General features: G+C 67.2%; 20 protein-coding genes. 4 read left to right on the forward strand and 16 right to left on the reverse strand.

What is annotated here, in order from left to right:
• Positions 1-48: 48 nt before the first annotated feature.
• The 3 genes from IEY68_RS14080 to IEY68_RS14090 all read right to left on the reverse strand — a co-directional run bounded on the left by IEY68_RS14080 (position 49) and on the right by IEY68_RS14090 (position 4,538).
• The gene (locus IEY68_RS14080) at positions 49-1,275 is read right to left on the reverse strand and encodes a CaiB/BaiF CoA transferase family protein (protein WP_189094263.1); all 1,227 of its coding nucleotides are present in this window, start codon (positions 1,273-1,275) and stop codon (positions 49-51) included.
• An 88-nt stretch (positions 1,276-1,363) separates the two neighbouring features.
• Positions 1,364-2,917 carry an ABC transporter substrate-binding protein gene (locus IEY68_RS14085; protein WP_063916252.1) on the reverse strand — a complete coding sequence of 518 codons (1,554 nt, stop codon included), beginning with the start codon at positions 2,915-2,917 and terminating at the stop codon, positions 1,364-1,366.
• Between the two features lie 79 nt (positions 2,918-2,996).
• Positions 2,997-4,538, reverse strand: coding sequence for a thiolase C-terminal domain-containing protein (locus tag IEY68_RS14090; protein WP_229718804.1), 1,542 nt, complete (start codon positions 4,536-4,538; stop codon positions 2,997-2,999).
• Positions 4,539-4,997: 459 nt separating this feature from the next.
• On the opposite strand from IEY68_RS14090, the gene IEY68_RS14095 reads away from it, so the two are divergent.
• Positions 4,998-7,106: an acyl-CoA dehydrogenase family protein gene (locus tag IEY68_RS14095; RefSeq protein WP_062997759.1), complete on the forward strand. Its 2,109-nt coding sequence runs from the start codon at positions 4,998-5,000 to the stop codon at positions 7,104-7,106.
• A 68-nt stretch (positions 7,107-7,174) separates the two neighbouring features.
• Here IEY68_RS14095 and IEY68_RS14100 read toward each other — a convergent pair whose 3' ends face one another.
• On the reverse strand, positions 7,175-7,816 hold the full coding sequence (locus IEY68_RS14100) for a TetR/AcrR family transcriptional regulator (protein ID WP_062997757.1): 642 nt from the start codon (positions 7,814-7,816) through the stop codon (positions 7,175-7,177).
• A 118-nt stretch (positions 7,817-7,934) separates the two neighbouring features.
• Here IEY68_RS14100 and IEY68_RS14105 point away from each other — a divergent pair, with 118 nt between their 5' ends.
• Both IEY68_RS14105 and IEY68_RS14110 read left to right on the forward strand, forming a co-directional pair.
• The gene (locus IEY68_RS14105; protein WP_062997755.1) at positions 7,935-8,726 is read left to right on the forward strand and encodes an SDR family NAD(P)-dependent oxidoreductase; all 792 of its coding nucleotides are present in this window, start codon (positions 7,935-7,937) and stop codon (positions 8,724-8,726) included.
• Between the two features lie 90 nt (positions 8,727-8,816).
• Positions 8,817-9,578 carry an SDR family NAD(P)-dependent oxidoreductase gene (locus IEY68_RS14110; RefSeq protein ID WP_062997753.1) on the forward strand — a complete coding sequence of 254 codons (762 nt, stop codon included), beginning with the start codon at positions 8,817-8,819 and terminating at the stop codon, positions 9,576-9,578.
• Positions 9,579-9,671: 93 nt separating this feature from the next.
• On the opposite strand, the gene IEY68_RS14115 is transcribed toward IEY68_RS14110, so the two are convergent.
• The 4 genes from IEY68_RS14115 to IEY68_RS14130 form a co-directional block, all read right to left on the reverse strand.
• The gene (locus IEY68_RS14115; protein ID WP_189094264.1) at positions 9,672-10,154 is read right to left on the reverse strand and encodes a 2,4'-dihydroxyacetophenone dioxygenase family protein; all 483 of its coding nucleotides are present in this window, start codon (positions 10,152-10,154) and stop codon (positions 9,672-9,674) included.
• A gap of 43 nt (positions 10,155-10,197) precedes the next feature.
• A complete protein-coding gene (locus tag IEY68_RS14120) occupies positions 10,198-11,772 on the reverse strand; it encodes an ABC transporter substrate-binding protein (RefSeq protein ID WP_189094265.1) in 1,575 nt (524 codons plus the stop codon).
• 312 nt (positions 11,773-12,084) lie between these two features.
• The gene (locus tag IEY68_RS14125) at positions 12,085-12,366 is read right to left on the reverse strand and encodes a hypothetical protein (RefSeq protein WP_062997747.1); all 282 of its coding nucleotides are present in this window, start codon (positions 12,364-12,366) and stop codon (positions 12,085-12,087) included.
• Positions 12,367-12,433: 67 nt separating this feature from the next.
• A complete protein-coding gene (locus tag IEY68_RS14130) occupies positions 12,434-13,225 on the reverse strand; it encodes a class II aldolase/adducin family protein (protein ID WP_189094266.1) in 792 nt (263 codons plus the stop codon).
• A 283-nt stretch (positions 13,226-13,508) separates the two neighbouring features.
• Here IEY68_RS14130 and IEY68_RS14135 point away from each other — a divergent pair, with 283 nt between their 5' ends.
• Positions 13,509-14,672 carry an amidohydrolase family protein gene (locus tag IEY68_RS14135; RefSeq protein ID WP_062998070.1) on the forward strand — a complete coding sequence of 388 codons (1,164 nt, stop codon included), beginning with the start codon at positions 13,509-13,511 and terminating at the stop codon, positions 14,670-14,672.
• A gap of 243 nt (positions 14,673-14,915) precedes the next feature.
• Here IEY68_RS14135 and IEY68_RS14140 read toward each other — a convergent pair whose 3' ends face one another.
• Genes IEY68_RS14140 through IEY68_RS14175 form a run of 8 tightly spaced genes read right to left on the reverse strand, consistent with a single transcriptional unit; the run spans position 14,916 to position 22,517 of the window.
• The gene (locus IEY68_RS14140) at positions 14,916-15,824 is read right to left on the reverse strand and encodes a cupin domain-containing protein (RefSeq protein ID WP_062997743.1); all 909 of its coding nucleotides are present in this window, start codon (positions 15,822-15,824) and stop codon (positions 14,916-14,918) included.
• Between the two features lie 3 nt (positions 15,825-15,827).
• Complete coding sequence (locus tag IEY68_RS14145; RefSeq protein WP_062997741.1) at positions 15,828-16,520, reverse strand: SDR family NAD(P)-dependent oxidoreductase; 693 nt, start codon at positions 16,518-16,520, stop codon at positions 15,828-15,830.
• 7 nt (positions 16,521-16,527) lie between these two features.
• Positions 16,528-16,980, reverse strand: a complete 453-nt coding sequence (locus IEY68_RS14150) for a MaoC family dehydratase (RefSeq protein ID WP_062997739.1) — start codon at positions 16,978-16,980, stop codon at positions 16,528-16,530.
• Positions 16,977-17,897 carry a 3-hydroxyacyl-CoA dehydrogenase family protein gene (locus IEY68_RS14155; RefSeq protein ID WP_062997737.1) on the reverse strand — a complete coding sequence of 307 codons (921 nt, stop codon included), beginning with the start codon at positions 17,895-17,897 and terminating at the stop codon, positions 16,977-16,979. The genes IEY68_RS14150 and IEY68_RS14155 overlap by 4 nt, the downstream gene beginning before the upstream one ends.
• A gap of 54 nt (positions 17,898-17,951) precedes the next feature.
• Positions 17,952-19,007 (reverse strand): acyl-CoA dehydrogenase family protein, encoded by a 1,056-nt coding sequence (locus IEY68_RS14160; RefSeq protein WP_062997735.1) that lies wholly within the window; start codon positions 19,005-19,007, stop codon positions 17,952-17,954.
• A gap of 1 nt (position 19,008) precedes the next feature.
• On the reverse strand, positions 19,009-20,139 hold the full coding sequence (locus IEY68_RS14165; protein ID WP_062997732.1) for an acyl-CoA dehydrogenase family protein: 1,131 nt from the start codon (positions 20,137-20,139) through the stop codon (positions 19,009-19,011).
• Complete coding sequence (locus IEY68_RS14170) at positions 20,132-21,703, reverse strand: class I adenylate-forming enzyme family protein (protein ID WP_062997730.1); 1,572 nt, start codon at positions 21,701-21,703, stop codon at positions 20,132-20,134. Before IEY68_RS14170 ends, IEY68_RS14165 begins: the two co-directional genes overlap by 8 nt.
• A gap of 34 nt (positions 21,704-21,737) precedes the next feature.
• Positions 21,738-22,517, reverse strand: a complete 780-nt coding sequence (locus IEY68_RS14175; RefSeq protein WP_062997729.1) for an enoyl-CoA hydratase-related protein — start codon at positions 22,515-22,517, stop codon at positions 21,738-21,740.
• Between the last annotated feature and the right edge of the window lie 8 nt (positions 22,518-22,525).

A 22,525-nucleotide genomic window follows, 5' to 3' on the forward strand; every position in this document is an offset into this window, starting at 1 on the left:
ATGAGCTTCCCTTCGAGTTCTCGGTCCGGTGCGTGTGGTGCGCACGGGTCAGGTCACGGCACCGGCGATCTTGAGGTCGAGGGCCTGCGCTTCGTCGTAGCCGAGTTCGGTCAGGATTTCGTCGGTGTGCTCGGCGAACTGCGGCGCACGCGTCAGGGCCGGCGGCACCTCGTCGAACTTGACCGGATTGGCGACCAGCTTGCGCGCGATTCCGTCGGCATCGATCACCTCGACGATCCGGCCGTTGGCCAGCAGCGCTTCATCGTTGCCGAGTTCCCACGAATTCTGCACGGCGGCCCACTGTCCCTGCATCCCGGTGAACGCGTCGAACCATTCGGCGAGCGTCCGGCCGGCGATGACCTCGGTGACGATTTCGATGGCTTTCAGGCTGTTGGCCAGCAGTGATTCCACAGTCGCGAACCGTTCGTCGGTGATCAGATCGTCGCGGCCGATATGCCGGCAGAACTCCGGCCAGTATCGCCCCGGCTGCAGCATCGAGAACTGGATCCAGCGGTCATCCGAGGTGCGGTAGGTGAGGGTGAGCGGATTGCGGCCTTCGGACCTGCGCTCCACCTTCGGAAGCGGGCCACCGTTCAGTAACGCCAGGTTGACGGTGAACTGATTGGCCCAGGCACCCACGGCCAGCAGGGAGATATCGAGCGCGGACGGCTCTCCCGAAACCTTGCGGCCGTACAGGGCCGCGGCGATTCCCCCGGCGATGGTCATCCCGCCGATCGAATCACCGTAGGCCCCGGCCGGCATTGCCGTGACCGCGGCGGCGTTCGGCGGGGTGCAGCCATCGGCGCTACCGCCGCGCGCCCAGAACGCGGTGGAGTCGTAACCGCCCTTCTCCGCGTCGGGTCCCTCGCCGCCGAACCCGGTGCCGGAAACGTAGATGATATCGGGGTTGATCTGTCGAATGGACGCCAGATCGATACGCAGCTTCTCGCGGGCGGCGGGCAGATAGTTGGTCAGGAACACATCGCTCGCCCGGACGAGTTTCTCCAGCAGCGGCCGGGATTCGGGCTTCTCCAGATCGATCCCGATACTGCGTTTGCCTCGATTGGGCCCCTCCATGATGGGATAGAAGGACGATCCTTCCCGGCCCCCCGCCTGTCCCAGGATCCGGCTCAGGCCGCGCTGCGCGTCCCCGCGTTCCGCGTGCTCGACCTTGACGATATCGGCGCCCCAGTCGGCGAGGACCGCTCCCGCCGCGGGTACGAAGGTGAACTGCGCGACTTCCAGGACGCGCACGCCTTCCATCGGGCGATGCATTCTCAGCTCCTCTCGTGCGGCCCGGTGCCGCAGCTGTCGTATCGGAAAAGGGGCGGCGTGGACCGGCCGTGCCTCCGAAGGCAAAGGGTCATCCGGTAACCCAGAGCGTGTCCACCAGCGGGGCGTCGATACCGGACAGCGCGACACCGCCCACGGTCGGCGCGGCGATCACGGCCGTCTCGTTGCGCGTGTACAAGATCATGGGCAGCAACTCGATGAAGCGCTCCTGGAGCTTCCGGTACGCCTCGGTGCGCTGCCCTTCATCGGTGGCCATCCGGCCCAGCCGCAGCGCCTCGTCGAGTTCCGGATCGGCCACCTCGGCGAAATTGGCGGTGCTGCCGGATTGGAGGCGTCGGGAGAATATGGGTTCGGGTTCGAAACTGTTGATACCGGTGATCCCGAACTCGTAGTCACCGGCGGCCAATTTCGCACCGATCGCGGCGTAATCGCCGGTCTCCACATCGACCTGCACATTGGCGAAAGTCGACAACTGCGACTGGACGGCTTGGGCGCCGCGCTGGTTCTCGGTCGTCGGGTAGGCGAGGATGGAGAACCGCACGGGTTTGCCCTCGGCGGCCAGCTCGTCGAACAGTCGCTGCGCGAGTCCGGGATCGTGGCCCGGAAGACCCAGCGCCGGATCGTGGTAGGGCGAGGTCTCGGTGAACAGTGAGGTGGGAACGGTGCCGTTGCCCCGGTTGCGGACGTCGTTCAGCGCGTCCAGGTCGAGGGCGGCGTTCACGGCACGCCGGGCCCGGATATCGTCGAACGGCGCCGCGGCGTTGTTGAGGACGAAGGCCAGGCCGCCGCTCTGATCCACCGGAGTGACGACGAAGCCGGCGGCTTCGGCAGTGGGGCGGTCACCCGCGCTCAGGCTCAGAATCAGATCGGCGCCACCGGACTGCAGGGTGGACAGCCGCTGGTTCTGGTCGGCCATCGCGCGGATCGTCAGGCGATCGAGGTAGGGGCGCGGCGCGTCATAGTACGACGGGTTCTTCGCCAGCACGATATCCCCGCCGCGTGACCAGCTGTCCAGCGTGAACGGTCCCGCACCGATCGGGTTCGCGTCGAAGGCCGCGGCCCCCTTTTCCACCGCGGCCGGGGAGGCGATCCAGTTCATCGCCGTTGTGGCGAGGGTCTGCCCGAACTGCCTCGTCGGCTCGCTCAGCCGGATCGACAGTGTGGCCGGCGAGGTCACCTCGGTGGCCGCGACCGTCCGCGCGTATCCCCCGTCGAGCGCGCCCACCGCCGGGTCTTTCATCCGGTCCCAGGCGAATTGCACGGCCCCCGCGTCGAACGGCGAACCGTCCGAGAAGGTGAGACCGGCGCGGAGCGTCAACGTCCATTCAATACCGTCCTTCGACTCGAGGGATTGCGCGAGTTTCGGGACGATCGAATGATCCGCGGGATCGGTGCCCACCAATTGACCGTAGAGCGCGTTGCCGAGAGCACCGTCCTGCGGACCCAGGTTACTCAGGGTCGCCGGGTCGAGCGTGCGCGGCTCCTTGTTGACCAGGAACGTGGCGGCGCCGCCGGGCCGGGGCTCACCGGTGGCGGCGGGCGAATTCCCGCCCCCGCCGCAGGCCGACGCGGCGAGAGTCGCCGCGGCGACCACCGCCAGAATCACCTTCGTCACTCGTGCCATATCTCCGTGCTTCCTTCCGGACCGTCGATGTCCAGCGACTCGACCGAATGCTGTGCGGGCGGTGCTCATTCGGCACGGATCACTCGGAACGCAGGAGAATGGCGCCCGAGGGCACTCCCCCACCGGCCGAAACCACCGCGCACCGGGCCTGCGCCACCTGCCGGCCCGGTGCCCGGCCCCGCAACTGGAGTACCGCTTCGCGGAACAATCCGTAGCCGTGCGTACGCCCGGCCGAGAGCTGGCCCCCGTGCGGGTTGACCGGCAACCGGCCGTCGATCGCGATACCCCGGCCTTTGTCGATGAAGTCTTCGGCCCCGCCGAACTCACAGAAACCCAGGCCCTCGAGCCAGGAGAGCGCATTGAACGTGAAGCCGTCGTAGAGACATGCGATATCCACGTCCTCGGGCCGCAGCGAGGTCCGGCTCCACAGATGGGCCGCGGGCCCGAGCGACTGCGGCATATGGGTGAGCGTGCCCTGATCCCACGACAGCCGTTCCATGATCTGGGTACCGACCGCCTCGACGAAAACGGAAGGTTGCGGCCGGTCCGCCGCGGTCTCGGCGGCCGAGATGACCACGGCCACCGCCCCGTCGATCGGGACGTCGCAGTCGTAGAGCCCGAACGGGGTCGAGATCATCCGTGCCGCGAAGTAGTCGTCGATGGTGATCGGATCCCGGTACACGGCTTCCGGATTCGCTGCCGCGTTCGCGCGCGCAGTGACAGCGATCCACCCCAGGGCGTCGCGGCCACGCCCGTACCGGTGCATATAGTGCGATGCCTGGCAGGCGATCCAATTGGCCGCCGACATCGCACCGTAGGGCGCCCGGAACTCATAGATTCCGGTCGCGGCGCCACCCGCGTCCCGCCAGCGCCCGCTGCGCTGGAGTTCACTCAGCGACGACTGCCATACGGTGCGGAAACACAGCACATGGCGGCACAGGCCCGACGCGACCGCGAGCATCGCCGCGATGATCGAACCGTTCTGACCCGGTGTATCTCCGCCGCCGTTGATCCAGGTGGGACGGATCTGCAGGGCATCTTCGAGCGGTCCGATCCCGCCTTCGGACATTCCCGGCGACGAGCTCCCCGGGTAGGTGGACAGGCCGTCGATATCGTCGAGGGTCAGGCCCGCGTCCTCGACGGCCTGCAGGCACGCGTCCACGGTCAGTGATAGTGGATCGACCATGAGCCGGCGCCCCAGCGACGACTGGCCGACGCCGGTGACGGCCACACGATCCTCGAATTTGGCGGCGGCCGCCATCGGACGCAGGCGCGGGGTGATGTCCTCCGGCTCCGGTAGCACACCGGGCTCCCCGCCCGCGGCGGGATCGGGTTCGAACAGTGGAATGAACACCTCGTCGGAAAGCTGCTCGAACAGCACGCGCACCCGCAACCCGACGGAGACATCCCCCGGCTCACAGCCCACGATATTCGTGGTCAGCCGGACACCCGAATCCTCCTCGAGCGCAACGATCGCCACAATGTAGGGCGGCGGAAATGCCGGCAGCCACGCCTGCGCGTTCACGGTGAACCCGACGACAACGCCCCGGCCCGATACCGGCACCGAGCTGAGCCTACGGCCGCGACAGGCGGCACAGATCGGTGGCCGCGGCGTGGCCATCCGGCCGCAGTCGTCGCATGTGGCGATACGGAGGACGCCGTCTCGACCCGAAGCCCAGAACTCGGCGCTGGCGAGCGTCGGCTGCGGGATCGGACGTTGGATATCCACGATGGCGTGCTCCTCCACCTCGACGGACGGACCGCGGTTCTCCTCACCGGCCGGCGAGAACACTGAACGTGCTGCGGGTCACTGAGAAAATAAAGTAGCCTCAATTAACGAGAGGTGTCAATGGACCACAGAACGGCCACCACCCACTCCCCGACGACGACATCGCCGGGCGATTGCGTCGGCCCTTCACCTCGTCGGAAATCCCGCACACACACCGGATGCCCCGCGGCTGCGTAGCCCTCCACTCACCGATCGCTAAAGAGTGCACTTTAATAGAAGTGCGGCCGCCCTGCGCCCGAGTAGGGAAACGCTTCCGCGGCATGCGCCGTCACCGAACAACGAAGGAAGATCATGGCCATCGCACTGAGCCAGGAGCACCGTGACCTCGCCGAGGTCGCCCGCGATTTCCTCGCCCACCACCACGCGCTCACCACCGCGCGCGCCGTCACCGACGGTGACGTGACGGGCGTGACCGGACTCTGGTCGGCCATGGCGGACCAGGGCTGGATGGGCATTCATCTACCCGAGGAGTTCGGCGGCGCCGGCTACGGACTCCCGGAGCTGGCGATCATCCTCGAAGAACACGGTCGCGCCCTCACACCGGGGCCGTTCCTCGCCTCGACGGTCGTCTCGGCCGTTCTCGCCCAGGCGGGTTCGCACACCCAGAAGTCCGCCTACCTCCCCGGCCTGGCAGACGGATCGGTCGTCGGCGCATTCGCCACGGGCACCACACTCGTCGGCGGGGCCTACGCCGCGGTATGCCTCGTTCCGGCCGGGGACGATGCCGTCCTCGTGGACCGCGCGTCTCTCACGCTCACCGAGCCCAGGTCGCTCGATTCGACCCAGGGGCTGGTCCGGATCGAATCGGAGGTACCCGCGCCGACCGCCGAGAACACGGTCATCGGAGGTGGCCTGCTGCTGCGCCGGCTCGCGCGGCTGCTCGCCGCCGCGGAGATGGCGGGCGGTGCCGGCGCGACCCTCGATGCGGCGGTGCGGTACGCGAAGATCCGCACCCAATTCGGCCGGACGATCGGATCCTTCCAGGCGATCAAACATCACTGCGCCGATATGCTCGTACAGTCCGAGCTGGCGATCGCGGCGGCCTGGGACGCGGTGCGCACCGCACCGGAAGCCGCCGGTATCGATCTCGTCGCCGACAGCGCCGCCCTGGTGGCATCGCAGGCCTTCCTGCACAACGCGCAACTGAGTATTCAGATTCACGGCGGTATCGGCTTCACCTGGGAACACGACGCCCATCTGTATCTGCGGCGCGCCCGCAGCCACGCCGCGCTGCTGGCACCCCGCACCGAGATCCTGTCGACTGTGTTCGCCGGTGTCGCGCGGGGCACGCGCCGTGAGTTCTCCGTCGCGCTGCCGCCGGAGGCGGACGAGTACCGCGCGGCCGCACGAGCCCTGGTAACCGAGTACCACGCCGCCGCCCCGCAGCGGCGTCGCGCGGTCCTCGCCGATTCGGGCTACCTCGTTCCGCACTGGCCCGCCCCGTACGGACGCGGCGCCGGCGCGATCGAACAGCTGGTGATCGACGAAGAACTGCGGGATATCGAGATTCCGGGTCTCGGCATCGGCGGATGGGTCCTGCTGACGCTTGTCCAGCAAGCGGGCGAAGCCCAGCAGCAGCGCTGGATCCGCCCGAGCCTGCACGGTGAGCTGACCTGGTGTCAGCTGTTCTCCGAACCGGGTGCCGGATCCGACGCCGCGGCCGTGAGTACCAAGGCGGTGCGCGTGGACGGTGGCTGGCGGGTGAGCGGCCAGAAAGTCTGGACCAGCAATGCCCAGGCCTGTAATCGCGGGCTGGCGACGGTCCGGACGAATCCGGACGTCCCCAAGCACAAAGGCATCACCGCGATGGTCATCGATATGTCGGCGCCGGGTGTCACCGTGCGGCCGCTGACCGAGCTGACCGGCCGCGCCTTTTTCAACGAGGTGTACCTGGACGAGGTTTTCGTGCCCGACTCCGATGTCGTCGGCGAGGTCGACCGTGGTTGGTCCGTCGCCCGGGCCACCCTGGGCAATGAGCGAGTGAGTATCGGTGGCGGAGCGCAACTCGGTCCCGACGCCTACGACCTGGTCGACTGGGCAGCCACGTTCGCACCCGGCGATACCGGCGTCGGCCGCGATGTCGCCGAACTCGTGGTGGAAGAACTGGCCATGCGGGTGCTCGAACTGCGCCGGGTCGCCCGCGCCGTATCCGGTGAGGGGCCGGGGCCGGGGCCGGAGGGCAGCGTCACGAAGCTGCTCAGCGCCGAGCACGCCCAGCGCGTCACCGAACTCGGTATGGAGATCCGCGGCGCGGCAGCGGTTCTCGGGGCGGCGGCGCCGCTCGATCACGACTATTTGTTCGCGCGGAGCCTGACGATCGCGGGTGGCACCTCGGAGATCAGCCGCAATGTGATCGCCGAGCGAGTACTCGGCCTGCCTCGCGATCCGCTGGTTCGCTGACCGCTCCCCGGGGCGGAAGCACCCGGTGCGGGCCGGCTTCGCCGCTCGGGTGACCGTCGGCCCGGACGCTACGGTCGCGGGACGATACCGGCGATCACGAAGTCCCGGAGCGCCTGCCATTCCTCCGGCTCCGGGACGGTACCGCCCCACAGGTGCCGACGCAGCGCCCCGAAAACCAGATCCGCGACCAGCGGGCTGTAGATCCGCGGGGCCCGCCCGATCGCGGCGACCGGGCCGTCCAGTAATTCGACGACCGGAGCCAGCATCGATCCGCTGTATCGCTGCCCCTCGATCGAGTTGTCGAGATTACCGAGGACCACCCGGCTCACGCTTGCGGCCTCGGTGTGCTCGACCTGGCGCAGGATCCCGTCCACCCATACTCCTATCCGGTCCAGCGGATCCTCGAACTCCTCCATCCGGGCCTCGAGCCATTCCGCCAGACGGATCACGCCCTGCTCCAGGACGGCCAACACGAGCGCGTCCTTGCTGTGGAAGTAGCGGTAGAGAGTTTGCGTGGAAATTCCTGCGGCAGCGACTATTCGAGAAATAGAGGGCATCGTCGGGGCCGACTCCTCGATGAGACCGACGGTCACCGCCAGAATCCGGGAAACCTCACGTTCCACCGCGTCGCGCTGGTCGGCAAGCCGCCTTTCCGCGGCGGCCGCCGCCCGGGTGGCCGGCCGCCGGTTCGATATTGCCTCGTTACCCATTCCATCCATCCTTGCCGAATCTCCGGGATGCCCAGTATCGGGTACATATTACTCTCCTGGAGATGTATCGTTTCTCTGATAGAGAAATGGCATTTTTGTGTAGACGGAGGTACCGCCCATGTCCGAAACCTCGCGCCGCGCGCCTACCGGGGCGTCCCCGTACGAGCTGTTCGACCTGACGGACAAGGTCGCGCTGATCACCGGCGGCAGCCGCGGTATGGGACGGGAAATGGCATTGGCCTTCGCGCGCGCCGGCGCCGACGTCGTCGTCGCGAGCCGCAAGATCGAGAACTGCGTGACCGTGGTCGGCGAGATCGAAAAGTCCACCGGACGACGCGGACTCGCCTACGGGTGCCATATGGGCCACTGGGACGAGATCGAGGGTCTCGCGGACGCCGCCTATGCCGCGTTCGGGCGGATCGACATTCTCGTCAACAACGCCGGTATGTCCCCGGTCTACGAGAAGGTCACCGATGTCACCGAGAAGATGTACGACAGCGTGCTCGGCCTCAACCTGAAGGGCCCTTTCCGGCTCACTCAGCTCGTCGGTACCCGGATGAAGGAGCAGGGCAGCGGCACGGTCATCAACGTCAGCAGCACCGGATCATTGCGTCCGGCCGGTTCGATCATCCCCTACGCCGCCGCGAAGAACGGCCTCAACGCGATGACGGAAGGTTTCGCGGACCTACTGGGGCCGGAAGTCCGGGTGAACACGCTCATGCCCGGCCAGTACCGTACCGATATCTCGGCCGCGTGGTCACCCGAGCAGATCGCCCGATCCGCCGCCGGGCTGCGGCTGGGCCGCATCGGCGAGCCGCCCGAAATCATCGGCGCGGCACTGTTCCTCGCCAGTGACGCATCGAGTTACACCACCGGATCCATCGTGCGTTCCGACGGCGGAATCCCCTGATCGGCACCACTCACCGCCCACGCCCGGCCACCGGGCAGTCGCGGTGATCACCGCTGCGCACCTGTTCACGAAGATCCTCGAAAGGTTCCCATGTCGAATCAGCTGACCGGACGCCGTATCGTCGTCACCGGCGGCGCCAGCGGAATGGGGGCGGGCCTGGTCCGCTCCCTTCCCTCGCTGGGCGCACGCGTCGTCTCCCTGGATATCAATGCCGGCCCCGGCACCGAGATCGCCGGGGCCGCGGGCGTGCCGTTCGTGCAATGCGATGTCGCCCGCGAGGCGTCGGTCGAGGCGGCGTTCGGCCGCGCCGCGGATATCCTCGGCGGCCTCGACGTCCTGATCCATGCCGCCGGAATCTCGCCCTCCGGTGCCGCCGAAAGCACCGACCTCGCCCTGTGGAACAAGGTGATGGCGATCAATGCGACCGGAACGTACCTCACCAACACCGCAGCTTTCGCGTATCTGCGTGACCACGGCGGTCGCATCATCAATTTCTGCTCGGCCGCCGGCATCGCCGGCCTGCCCGGAAAAGCGATCTATTCGGCGAGCAAGGGCGCGGTAGCCGCCTGGACCCGGACGGCCGCCGCCGAATGGGCTCGATACGGAATCACGGTCAACGCGATAGCCCCGGCGATTTGGACACCGATGTACGACAACACCCGGTCCGAAATGACCCCGGAACAATTGGCGCGGCACGACGCACGTCTCGCCGAATCGATTCCGCTCGGGGGCCGGCTCGGAGATGTCGATACCGACCTGGTCCCGGTTCTGGCATTCCTCGCGGGTGCGGGATCGAAATTCATGACCGGGCAGATATTTCCCGTGGACGGCGGCTCGCTGGCCATGCGCTGACCCGGCCCCGGCAGGGCTGTACGGAAAAAGGTGGGGGCCGCCCGCGATTCGCGGATGCGGCCCCCACCTCGTTGATCGCAGGTGGCGGGGAGGTCAGCCGTCGACGATCCCGGTCGGCAGCGTCAACCCCTGGGCACCGAGCAGGGCAACATATCCGGCGAGTGCTCGCTGGGCGTCCATATAGCCGAGCGTCCCGCCGTCCTCGGTGACGTCGACCTGGCCGCCGTGAACGATGAATGTCGCCTCGACGTCTTCGTCGACCACCAGGCTGTGCTCGGTCTCCGGAGTCTCCGCCACGTAGGAACCGGGTGTCGCGAACCAGTCGTACTCTTTGTAGTGCCACTTCCCCGAATGGGTGAAGGCATGCACCACACCGAAGTGGCGATGTTTGGGGACCGCCAGCCCGGCCGACCAGCGCACCCGGACCGTGTAGCAGTTCTCCCGCAGACTCGCACGGAGGACCTTCAGCTCCGTGGTGCCCCAGGCCTTCTTACTGATCACCCAGGGAATGCTCTCGATATCCACCGGACCGGGAACACCGAGGTCCATCGGCACGGTCGGAGATGGTGCGGTCATTTTCACTCCTCGTAACGAAATATGGTGCGGCAGAATGCCGGACTCATGCGGCGTCGTCGCGCTGGAGCCACAGATCGTCCAGCGCGATCCCGCCCTGACCGTAGATATGGACACCACCGATAGCCGGTGCCGCGAGGACATTGGCCGTATTGCGGGTGTAGAAGATCTGCGGGACCAGACTGATCAGCCGGTCCTGCACTTTCCCGTAGGCCGCCTTGCGGGCCGGTACCTCGGTAGCGGCACGGCCTGCTTCCAGGGCGGCATCGAGTTCGGGATCGACAACCTCGACGATATTGCCGGTCGCGCTGGACGAATGGTACCGGCGATACAGCGAAGGCTCCGGATCACTGAACATCAGACCCGAGATCGAGGCCTGGAAGTCGCCTTTGACCGACCGTGCGGTCACCGCCGCCGTATCCTGTACGTCGACCCCGACCTCGATATTGTCGAGCGCGCTGAGCTGCGACTGCATTGCCTCCGCACCGCGTTTACTCACCGTGCTCGAGTACGACATGATCGTGAATTTCAGCGGTTTCCCGTCCGCGGCCAGTTCGTTCAGCAGGCGTTGCGCCTCGGCCGGGTCGTAGGCGGGCAGCTTCTTGCTCTCGTCGTAGAACGGGGAGTCGGCGGTGAACAGCGTGTTCACCGGCTCACCGTACTCGCCGTTGAGCACCATCCCCAGTGCCGCGTAGTCGATACCGGCGGCGACGGCTCGCCGGGCGCGGATATCGTCGAACGGAGCCGCGGCATTGTTCAGGACCAGCACATTTCCGCCGCTGGTCTTGCTCCCGTGTACCACCAGTCCGGTATCGATCGCACGCGCGCTCTCCGCGGAGGAGTCGTTGACGGTGAGTTGCGAACCGCCGGAGAGCAGGGTGCTCATCCGTTGCGCCGTATCGATCAGCGCACGCACTGTCAGTTTGTCCAGGTACGGCTTCGGCGCGTCATAGTATTTCTCGTTGCGGACCAGGACCATATCCCCGTTGCGCGTCCATTTCTCGAGGACGAACGGGCCGGCGCCGATCGGGTTCCGGTCGAACTCCGCGGGCCCCGACCGAATGGCCTCCGGCTTGCCGACCCAGTTGAGTGCGCTGGCCGCGATGCTCTGGCCGAACTGCATATTCGGACTCACCAGTTCGAAGGCGAGCTCGGTCGGCGACACCACCTCGGTACGCGCCACGGTGGCCGCGAACCCGGTATCGATCGCGCCGAGCGCCGGATCCTTCATCCGGTCCCAGGCGAACTTCACGTCATCGGCCTCGAGCGGCGTGCCGTCGGAGAACTGCAGGCCGGCACGCAACGTCAGCGTCCAGGACACACCGTCAAGGGATTCCAGGCTTTCGGCCATCTTCGGTTCGATCGCCAGCGCCGCCTCGTCGGAGGTGAAGAGCTGCCCGTACAGCGCATTTCCCACCACCGATTGCGTCGCCAGCACGTTGCCCAGCACGCCGGGATCGAGGGTGCGGGGCTCCATCGACGTGGTGAAGACGACCTCGCCGCCCTGCTGCGGTGGACCACCAGCGGCCACCCCCGGTGTGGAGGCGCCGCCTCCACACCCGGACAGCAGAAGCGCGGACGCCACACTCACCGCCCCCATCGCTACACGCAACGACCTCATCGTCATCCTCTCGACGGAAATTCCGAACCCTCGACGGAGGGCGGTTGGGTCCGATCCGAAGTTCACACCCAGGTAGTATATTCAGCATCCTTTTTACACGATCGTTGTGATTCACACCATAGCGACCGCGAATGTGGCCGAAAACCCCTACAGACGGCTAAACCAGTGGATAGAATGTGTTTCCTCTGCTTCCGACCGAGCCGGAACCGCGGCGGTCACGCTCGAGTCATCCAGGAACCGGAAACCATGCAACCCGGTTACAGGACCCTGTAACCGGGCAACAGCGGGAACAGTACACAGAACCGGGGCCGGTCAGCGGTGACGCGGGGTACCGACGTAACCGAAGAACTTCTCGAAATTCTCCTCATTGATCCGCCGACGCGAATTACGCGTAGCGGCGTCGCGGAGATCCGCTATGCGGGATTCGAGCCCGGCAATCCGGTCGGCCGCATCCGCCGCGCCGCGCAGCGCCGCGATTTCCTGCCGGACGGCGGCGATCTCCTCGTCGACCCGGACCGCGACCTCGCTGTAGGTCAGCAGATCGTTATCGTCCTCGTCCGCACGCCGGACTCCCGGCGTCGCGTCTTCCACCACCGGCCACCGCCTTCCACAGCCACAAAAATCCGAATTGGTTCGATGATCGCGAGACGAGGCCGCTGCCTCAGTCCAGCACTTCCCGATCGGCGTACAGCTCTCTACGCAAAGCGGTTTGCCACCACTTGGCAATACCGCCGCGTTCGAATGCGCGGGCGAAGGCCGCGACCACCTCGTCGGCGATCGGCACGCCTCCCCCCAGGCATTCGATCTCATACGCCCGGCGAGATCGCCATTCCAGCGTGTAACCGCGCACGAACGCCTCCGCGATACTCGACGCGGTCACCAGCACACCATGGTTCGCGAGCAGCCCCCACTGGGCATCGCCGAACTTCTCCACCGCGATATCCGCGTTGCCGAGATCGGCGAACTGTCCGTCGTATTCGTCGACGAGAGCGAGCTCCGCACCGATCTGCGCGGACGTCTGGTCGTAGATCGGCGGAATCTTCTTCATCCCCGCCCAATTGTTCGACCAGCGGGGATGGTTGTGAATCACCACCACGACCTCCGGGCGCCGGCGGCGCAGGCAGGTGTGCAACTCCACCGCGGGACTGACGTTGTAGCGGCCGGTGATCTTCGCACCGTCCCCGTCCATGACGACGACATCCGAGGCACGGACCTCGTTCCACGCCAGCTCGAAGGGGTTGACCAGGATCGTCCCGTCACCCACCGACACGGTGACATGACCGGCCAGCAGATCGTCGTAGCCGGCCCGGTGCAGCGCCCGCAGCAGCAGTGCGAATTCGCCCCGAAGCGAAAGCTGCGGTACCGGCGGAGGTTCCCACGCGGACCGCCGCCGCGCGCTCCCACTTTCCCGCACCGGGCCCGCGCCGACCTCGACACCGCCGCCGTTCATCATGGTCACTCCTCCGGTTCGAGGTTGCTCGCGATGGGCATACGGTGGCCGGCCGGGCCGGCGCGCGCCATATAGGATCCAGCAATCAGTATCCTAATTAGAAGCCCAGTTGGGACGATACCGCACAGGATCCTTTTCCTCAAGGCTTCACCGAAGCCCCCTGGGGGATATCACCACCTCCTCGTACGCCGACCAGCTTCGTTGACCGCCTACCTGCCCTGTGGTAATAATCGCCATAGACGATATAACAGTATCCTTAAATATGACCGAGGCGGGAGAGGACACCATGCCGCTGCAGGACCATCACCAGATTATTTCGGTCGACGACCACGTCATCGAACATCCCCGCGTGTTCCAGGACCGGCTACCGGCCAAATACCGCGACAACGGTCCCCGCATCGTCGAAAACGGGACCGGCGACCATATCTGGGTCTACGACGGCGTCGAGTATCCCAATGTCGGGCTGAACGCGGTCGCGGGCAAGGAGCCCAAGGATTTCGGGATGGAACCGGTCCGCTACGAGGATATGATCCCCGGCTGCTACGACCCCCTCGCGCGCGTCGCGGATATGAACATCGACGGAGTGCAGGCCGCCATGTGCTTCCCCTCGTTCCCCGGGTTCGGGGGCGGAAAGTTCCACCGCGCGAAGGATAAAGAACTCGCGCTCGAATGCGTGCGGGCCTGGAACGACTTCATGCTCGACGAATGGTGCGGCAGCGCACCCGACCGCTTCATCCCGCTCGCCATCCTGCCCACCTGGGATGTCGAACTCGCCACCGCCGAAGCCGCCCGCACCGCCGCCAAGGGCGCCCGGACGATCTCCTTCCCGGACAGCCCGGTCCCCCTCGGCATGCCCAGCTTCCACACCAACTATTGGGATCCGCTGTGGGACGTGTGCGAACAGACCGATATGCCCGTCTCCCTGCATTTCGGTTCCTCGAGCTTCGTCCCCGGCTTCTCACACAGCGCCGCCCCCGCGGGCAGTGACCCCGGCGGCCCCTACGTCACCGCGATCACCCTGTTCGCCTGCAATCTGATGTGGTCCGCCGTCGACCTGATCTTCTCCGGAACCCTGCAGCGGCACCCCCGCCTCAAATTCTCCCTCGCCGAGGGCGGTATCGGCTGGATCCCCTATATCCTCGAACGCGCCGACTTCTCCTGGGAGCGGCACCGCTGGTACCAGGACATCGACTTCGACGCCAAACCTTCGGACCTGTTCGCCCGGCATTTCTGGGGCTGCTTCATCGACGACACCCACGGACTGGCCAATCGCCATACCATCGGTGTCGATCGCATCATGCTCGAAATCGATTACCCCCACTCGGATTCCCATTGGCCGCGCAGCCGCAAACGTGCCGCCGAAGTCCTCGCCGATGTCCCCGACCACGAAACCGCCCTCATCGTCGAGCACACCGCACGCACCTTGTTCAACTTCCCTCGCAGCAGCTGACACCTGCGCGCGGCGCCCCGCCACGAAATATCGGAGGAGGCGCCGCGCATTCGGCATTCCGCGGCCTCGAGATCGGGCCCGAGCTCACTGGCACGAACCCCGCCACCAGTGCGGCGATTCCTGCGCCGGCCCGATGCCCTGCAACTATCGGATACCCGGAACGGGAGCGCGCGACCGCGGAAATCGGTCGCGCGCTCCCGCCCCCCTTGGTCGGCACCTACCCGAATACCGCCGAAACGAAGATCATTCGGTCCAACGGAAACCAGTGGTGCGCAACTCGGTATGCAGTGCGGTGTCCTGCACCACGAAACTCCGCATCAGCCCGGTCCCGCGATTGTGATGTGAGTGAACGGCACCGGGCGGCGTCACCATCACCACGTCCGGTTGCCAGTCGATGCGTCGGCCGTCCACCATGGAATACACACCGTCACCGGCGATACTGAGTGTCAGCGCCACCGAACTGTGCCGGTGGGCCCGCTGATCACCCCCCGGTTCGAGGGTGTTGACCGACGCGAGGATGGTCGGCGTAGTGACCCGCCGACCGGCCATGAGCTCGGTCAGGAAGATCACCGATTTACCGGCCGACCGCTGCGCGCCGCCGCGGGCGTGCACCTCCCGCAGGCACCGTTCGATCCGGTCGGCATCGAATACCGTCGGATGGATCGTTTCGGGGCCGGGCTCCACCGGGCGCACCCGCAGATACGACAGCGCGGGTTCGTCGGTGATCAACAACAGCACGGCCGGCGAATCCGCCTCGTGCTCGCAACGCGCGCCGCCGCCGAGACAGAAGACGTCTCCAGGTCCCCAGCGCACAGTTTCTCCCGCGCTGTGCGTCCGTCCTGTTCCCCGCAGCACGTAGTACACCTCGCCCGAGGAGAAGAGGTGGCTTTCGAAGTCTTGTCCTTCGTGCAACACGAGATACCGCGCGAGCAGTGTCGGCGTCGTCGCCGGCCACTCGGTACCCAGCAAGCCGGATCGGTCGAGCACGACGAATCCGGTCGGTGCGGCCGGCGCGAAGGCCCGGTCACGCTCGTCGGTGAAGGCGGTGGCCGCGATTTCCGGCACCGGCCGGTCGAATGCGATACGTGGTGTGTAGAACTGTGCCCGCGCCCGCGCGGCGTCCGAGCTGCGCTGTGGGTTGCCGGAAGTCATGATTCACCTTTCGGTCCGGCGGGTGCGTGGCGATTCGAGCCGCAGTACCGGGCCGGCGAATTCGGCCGGCGCCGCGATGACCGCACAGACGTGCTCACCGATCTCGCTGTCGGTCAGCCAGCGTGGATCCGCCCCGGCCCGATTGCTGCGGCCGTTCACCTTCGATACCACCATCACTTCGCGGATCTCGATTCCGCTGCCCTTGTTCTCCTGGTGCAGGCCGCGATACAACATCCGTTGCGCGGCCTGCATCATCGAGACGGGCACCAGACCGGGAACCACGAAATCGGCCATTCCGCCGCCTATCCCGATGAAGCGGGAATCCGCGGACATCGCGGGCAGGAAGGCCTTCGCCGCGGCCAGATGGGCCCGCAGATACGCCCCGAAGAACGTCGAGAGATCGGCATAGTCGGTCTCGGCCAGCGGACGTCCGGGCCACTGGGTGCTCACAGCCAGCACCACCGCGTCGAAGCGGCCGATATCGATCTCGTCGCGTAAGGCGGCGGCCGCGGCGTCGTCGGCGATGCTGCCGGTGTGCACGCGCAACGGCGCCGAACCCGCCCACTTTTCGTCCGCGAGCGCCGCCAGCGCCTCCGGTCTGCGTCCCACCGCGGTCACCGGCCATCCGCGGGCCAGGCATCGGGCGACGACGCCGTACCCGACATCGCCTGTGGCCCCTACCACCACTACGTTCACGGCCGGCTCACTCCCGGCCGCGGACCAGCCGGGTCGGCCGGAAGACGAGCACGACCTCGTCGTGCTGGTTGAGGACCTCGTTCACGGTTTCCACCACACCGCGCGCACCCTTGCTCGCCGCGCGGGTCTTCTCGACCGTCACCCGGACCCGCAGCGTATCGCCCACGTACACCGGGGATTTGACGGAGACGTCCGCGTGCATGAAGGCGAGCCCCGTACCGTAGAGATCGCGGGTCTGCAGCGTGAGACCCTCCGCGATGCAGTAGGTGAGCGCACCGGGTACCAGGCGCGCCTTGTACCCTTCGGTCTCCGCGTAACCGGCTTCGAGGAACAGCCGCTCGGTAAAACCGAACCAATTGGTGAACGTCACGAGGTCGGTCTCGGTGACTGTGCGGGACATGGTGATCTGGCTGGAGCCGACCTCCATATCCTGCCAGAACAGTCCGGTGGGCGCGGTCATGCGTCGTCTCCGGCCGGGATATCGATCGGCAAGGGCTTCGGGGGGTTCACCGAATAGTCGTAGAACCCGGCGCCCGCTTTGCGCCCGAGGCGGCCGGCCTCGACCAGTGGCCGGATGACCTCGACGGTGAGCCGATCGCCGATCTCCCCGTGCTTCTCGTAGCGCGCGGTACGCGACTCGAGCAGCACGTCGAGGCCCGACAGATCGGCGAGTTCGAACGGGCCCAGCGGCCAGCGCAGGCCCCGCCGCACCGCGATATCGATCTCTTCGACCGTGGCGACACCGGTGCCGAGCAGAGAGAACGCTTCGCGGGAGGCCGCACCGAGCACCCGGTTGACCAGGAAACCGTCGACATCTTTGGTCAGGACGACCGGCGTCCGTTTCATCCGGTCCGCCCAGCCCCGCGCCCGCTCGAGGATATCCGGGCGGGTCCGCGGCGAGGCGACGACCTCGACGAGATCCATGACCAGGACCGGGTGGAAATAATGCATATTGAGGCAGCGATCCGCGTACTCCGCATCCCCGGCGATCGTCGCGGCCCGGATATGGCTGGAGTTCGTCGCGATACCGGCATCACTGGGCAGCAGCTCGGCCAGCCGCCGGAAAACCGCCTGTTTGACGTCGAGCTTCTCGACGACGGCCTCGATCGCCCAGGTGCACACCGGTGCGACGGCGTCGAGGCCGGCCGAGAGGGTGAGCCGGGCGCGGGCGTCGCGCTCCTCCTGTTCGGTGATCCGTCCCTTGGCGACCCGGGTGGTGAGCAGCCCGTCGATTTCGGTCCGGGCGCGGTCGACGGCATCGGTGGAGATATCCACCAGGGCTACCTCGATACCGCACAGCGCGGACTGCAGGGCGATCTGGGTGCCCATCGTGCCCGCGCCGAGCACGAGTAGCCGCTCGCCGGTTGTGTTGGTCATTGCTGCAATTCCTTTCGGGAAGCTTGTCGGTGCGATGTCGTGCGGCCGGCGGAGTCAGCCGACCAGCGTCTCCCAGACACGGTCGGGGCCGTTCGCGAGAACGCGCTGACCGGCGATCTCGGACCACTGCGCCTCGCTGCGGCCCTCATCGCGCCACGACCACAACCGGCGGGTGTACTGATGCAATCGGTATTCGCGGGTGTAGCCGATCGCGCCGTGGATCTGGTGGGCGATCTTCGACACCTCGGTGGCCGCGAGCGCCGCGCGCAACCGGGCCGCCGCGATGGGGAATCCGGCGGGCGCCCCGGCCTCCACCAGGTCCACCGCCGCGGACACCGCCGCATCGGTCACCGCGACCTCACCGGCCAGTACCGCGGCGAGCTGTTTGACGGCCTGGAACTTGCTGATCGGTTTCCCGAACTGCGCCCGCTCGTTCGCGTATCCCACGGTGAGTTCCTGAACGGTGTGCAGGGCGCCCGCGATGGACAGGCTCAGGCCGAGCGCCTCGATATCACGCAGCCGCTCGATGATGCCGTCCAGCTCCGCCAGCGGTAGGGCGCCGAGCGCGGTCACCGCGAGCGAGAGTTCGGCGCTGTCGCGCGGTTCACCGGCGAGATTCTCGTGCTGCTCCCAGTTCACCTCCGCGCCGGGAATTTCGGCGAGCAGGACGCGGCCGGCGGCTTCGTCGCGGCCGAGTACGAGGACGGTGTCCGCGATCCGCCCGTAGGCGACCTCGGTGATCGTTCCTTCCAGCCGGACGCCGTCGTCGCCGGCGACAGCCCGGACGGAACCCACCGCGACGGCGCTCGGGCCGCGACGATGCGGGGCACCGAATACGGTGCGCAGGTGCGGGGCGAGCAGGAGTGTGCCCACCAGCGGAACCGGGGCCGCGGCACGAGCCGCGGCCCGGATGACGGCGGCGGCATCGGCGAACGTGCCACCGGATCCGCCCGCACTCTCGTCGATCCCGACGGCGGTCAGGCCGGTTTCGTCGAGCTGGGCCCACAGATCCGCAGACCAGCTCCGCTCGCTTGTTTCGACGATATCCGGGCCCGCATGGGCCTTCATGATGTCGGCGACGAGGTCCGTGAGTTCGGTCCGATCGTTCATTTCACATCCCAAGCTTCTTGCCGATAACGGAGCGCAGCATCTGGGTCGTGCCGCCGCGCAGGGTGAATCCCGGTGCATGTGTGATCGCCTCGTCGAGGAGCCGGGCGAGACGTGTCCCCCGGGCCGGCGGGGTGGGCAGCCCCGAGCGGACGATATCGATCGATCGCTGCTCGAACTGGGTGCCGACGTCCTTGGCCGTGGCCGCGAGCAGCGACGGCGTCTCACCCCGTTGCACCGCGGCGGCCACCTGCGTCGACAACGCGCGGGCCGACCACAATTCGCTGACCAGCCGGCCGAGCGTGTCGTGGCGGTAGTCGTCGGGCACATCCGGTGCCGCGGCGTAGGCGGTGATCAAACCCGTTGTGCTCATATAGCGTTCGGGTCCGCTGCGTTCGTCGGCCAGTTCGGCGGTGACCTGTCGCCAGGCCTGGTCCACCTCACCGAGGACCATATCCGCCTCGACGCGGACATCCTCGAGGACGACCTCGTTGAAATGGTGTTCGCCGGAGAGCAGATACACCGGGCGGATCGTGACTCCGGGAGCGTGCAGATCCACGATGAACTGGGTGAGCCCCTCGTGCCGCTTCGATCCCGGGGTACTGCGGCACAGCGTCAGCATGTAGTGCTTGTGATGTGCGCCGCTCGTCCAGAGCTTCGTCCCGCGCAACAGCCAGGAACCGTCGTCCTGGCGAATGGCCGCGGTCTGGACCGATGCCAGGTCGGAGCCGCTGTCGGGCTCGGAGAGTCCGAGGCAGAAGAAGATCTCGCCGGCGGCCATACCGGGCAGGAAACGCTCGCACTGTTCCGGGCTTCCGTTGCGCAGCAGGGCCGGCCCGATCTGGCGATCGCCCGCCCAGTGCGCCGAGACCGGGGCGCCCGCCGCCAGCAGCTCCTCCATCACGGTGAAGCGTTCCAGGCCGGTGCGCTCGTGACCGCCGTACTCCGCGGGCCACACCATCCCGAGCCAGCCACGTTTGCCCAGTTCCAGGGTGAACTCCGCAGAGTATCCCCGCAGCCAGCTGTCCACCATCGGCGTAAACGAACCGGCGGCCAGTTGTTCGGCGACGAACTCGCGAACCTCGCGGCGGAGGTCGCCGATCTGTTCGGCGGATACCCTCGAGTGATCAGCCACCGTGGGTGCTCCCTTCGTGGCCGGCGAGGGCGGACTCCGACGCCGGGCGCAGCTCGCGCAGTTCCCGGCGCAGCGTCTTGCCCGAGGCCGTCCGCGGGATCTCGTCGACCCAGCGGAACTCGGCCGGTAGCTTGTATCTACTCAGCCGCTCCGCCAACCAGCCGGCCAGCGCCGCCTCGTCGCGGTCGGGCCCCGCGGCGACGAGGAACGCGATCGGTACCTCTCCCTTGTCGGGATGCGGGGCGCCGATCACGGCGCAATCGGCGATCGTTTCGTGGCCGAGCAACTGGGCTTCGATCTCGGCGGGGGCCACCTGGAGACCGGAGACCTTGATGACGTCTTTGAGTCTGTCGGTCAGGAACAGCCAGCCGTCCTCGTCGACGCGGCCGAGGTCACCGGTACGCAACCAGCCGCCCGGGAGCAGGACGCCTTCGTTCGCGGATTCGGGCAGGTAACCGAGCATCCGCGCCGGGCTGCGGGCGATCAGTTCGCCTTCCGCGCCCGGGGCCACATCCTCGAGTGTGTCCGGGTCGACGATGCGTAGTTCGGAGTCCGAGCGCAGGAGGCCCGGCGAGTCCATTCGGCACCGGTCGGGGTACTCGCCGGGGTTGGCGTGCAGCCCGGGCAGTTCGGTCATGCCGTACCCCATGATCCATCGCGCACCGGTCGCCTCGGTGATCCGTGCGGCCACCGTGGGGTTGATCGCCGTCGCCGCCCATACGATGGATCGCAGCGAACTCAGATCGCGGGCCGCGAGATCGGGCCGTTCGGACACCCGTTTCGCGATCGGGGCCACGATCGTGCTCAGGGTGATGCGCTCTCGTTCGATCTCGTCGAGCATCGCCCCGGGATCGAACTGCGCGCAGAGATGTAATGTCGCGCCGGCGGAGACCGCGCTGAACAGAGTGCCGATCCCGAGCACGGTGAACAGGGGCAGTGCGAACTGCTGGCGATCCGAGCTTTCCACGCGGAGTGCGGATTTCCAGTTGATGTAGGCCGCGGTCTGCGACCGGTGGCTGTGCCGGACGACCTTCGGCAGACCGGTCGTCCCGGAGCTGAAGTACAGCACCGCCTCGTCGGCGTCCCAGTCCCGTTCGACCGGTGCGGGGGGCTCGCCGTCCTGCCGGGCGATTCCTTCCCAGAAGGCGCCACCGAGACCGTCCTCGGTGGCGAGGATATCGACGCCGGTCGCGGCGGCCGCCGCCCGAGCCGTCTCGTCGCACAGGATCAGGCGCGGTGCGAGCAGTTCGACCGCATGGGTCATTTCGGCGTCGTTCCAGCGGGGGTTGACCAAGGCGGCCACTGCCCCGGCCCGCAGGATCGCGAATACGGCTATGGCCCACTCGATCCGGTTGCGCATCGCGAGCACGACCCGGTCACCGGGGGCTATCCCCTGGTCGGTCAATACCTTGCTCGCGGAGTTCGCCAGACAGTCGAGCTCACGGTAGGAAAGGTTGTGGCCGTCGCACAGCAGTGCGGTGTGTTCCGGCCGATATCGTGCCGAATCGCCGAGCAGGTCGGCCAGATTTCGGCGCGGATACGACAGTCTCGGTCGGGGTATCACGAATAGGACCTCTCTACGATGCTCGGAACCACGGTCACCGCCCACTCCATTGCGGTGCGCGCTTCTCGGCGAAGGCCCGGGGTCCTTCTTTCGCGTCCGCGGTCAGGCGGACCGCACGGACCGCGGCATCGTTGACCTCCCACGCCCCGGCCTCCGCCGCCTTACGGGCAGCGCCGGCGATGGCGAGCGTGCCCGATACCGCCAGTGGCGCTGCGGCACAGATGGATTCGGCGAGTTCGCGCGCGGTGGACAGCACCCGGTCCACCGCGACGACCCGGTTCACCAGTCCCCAGTCGTACGCCTTCACCGCGCTGAGACGCGCCCCGGTGAGAAGAAGTTCGTTGGCGACGGTGGTGGGCAGGCGTTGCGGCAGGCGCAGTGCGCCACCGCCGCCCGCGATGATGCCGCGCGTCGGCTCGGGCAGGGAGAACCACGCGGTCTCGGCGGCGACCACCAGATCGCAGGCCAGGACGATCTCGAATCCGCCGCCGAGCGCCGGGCCGTTGACGGCCGCGATCACCGGTTTACTGCGCGGATAGCGGACGAATCCGGCGAATCCACCGTCGGCACCCCCGAGCGAATTCGCTTTACCCGAGTTCATATCGTGCAGGTCGGCGCCCGCGCAGAAGGCCGCGTCGCCCGCCGCGGTGATGATCCCCGCCCGCAGCCCGGGGTCGCGTTCGAGGTTGTCGAGTGCGGCCCGCAGGCCGTCGCGAACGTCCTGGTTCACCGCGTTCCGACGGTCCGGGCGGTTGATCGTCATGGTCTGGACGTAGCCGTCGATATCGACGAGGACGGCAGGCTGGGTAGTCATCGGTCTTC

Origin of the sequence: Nocardia jinanensis (genome assembly GCF_014645735.1) — a bacterium.
GTDB lineage: Bacteria > Actinomycetota > Actinomycetes > Mycobacteriales > Mycobacteriaceae > Nocardia > Nocardia jinanensis.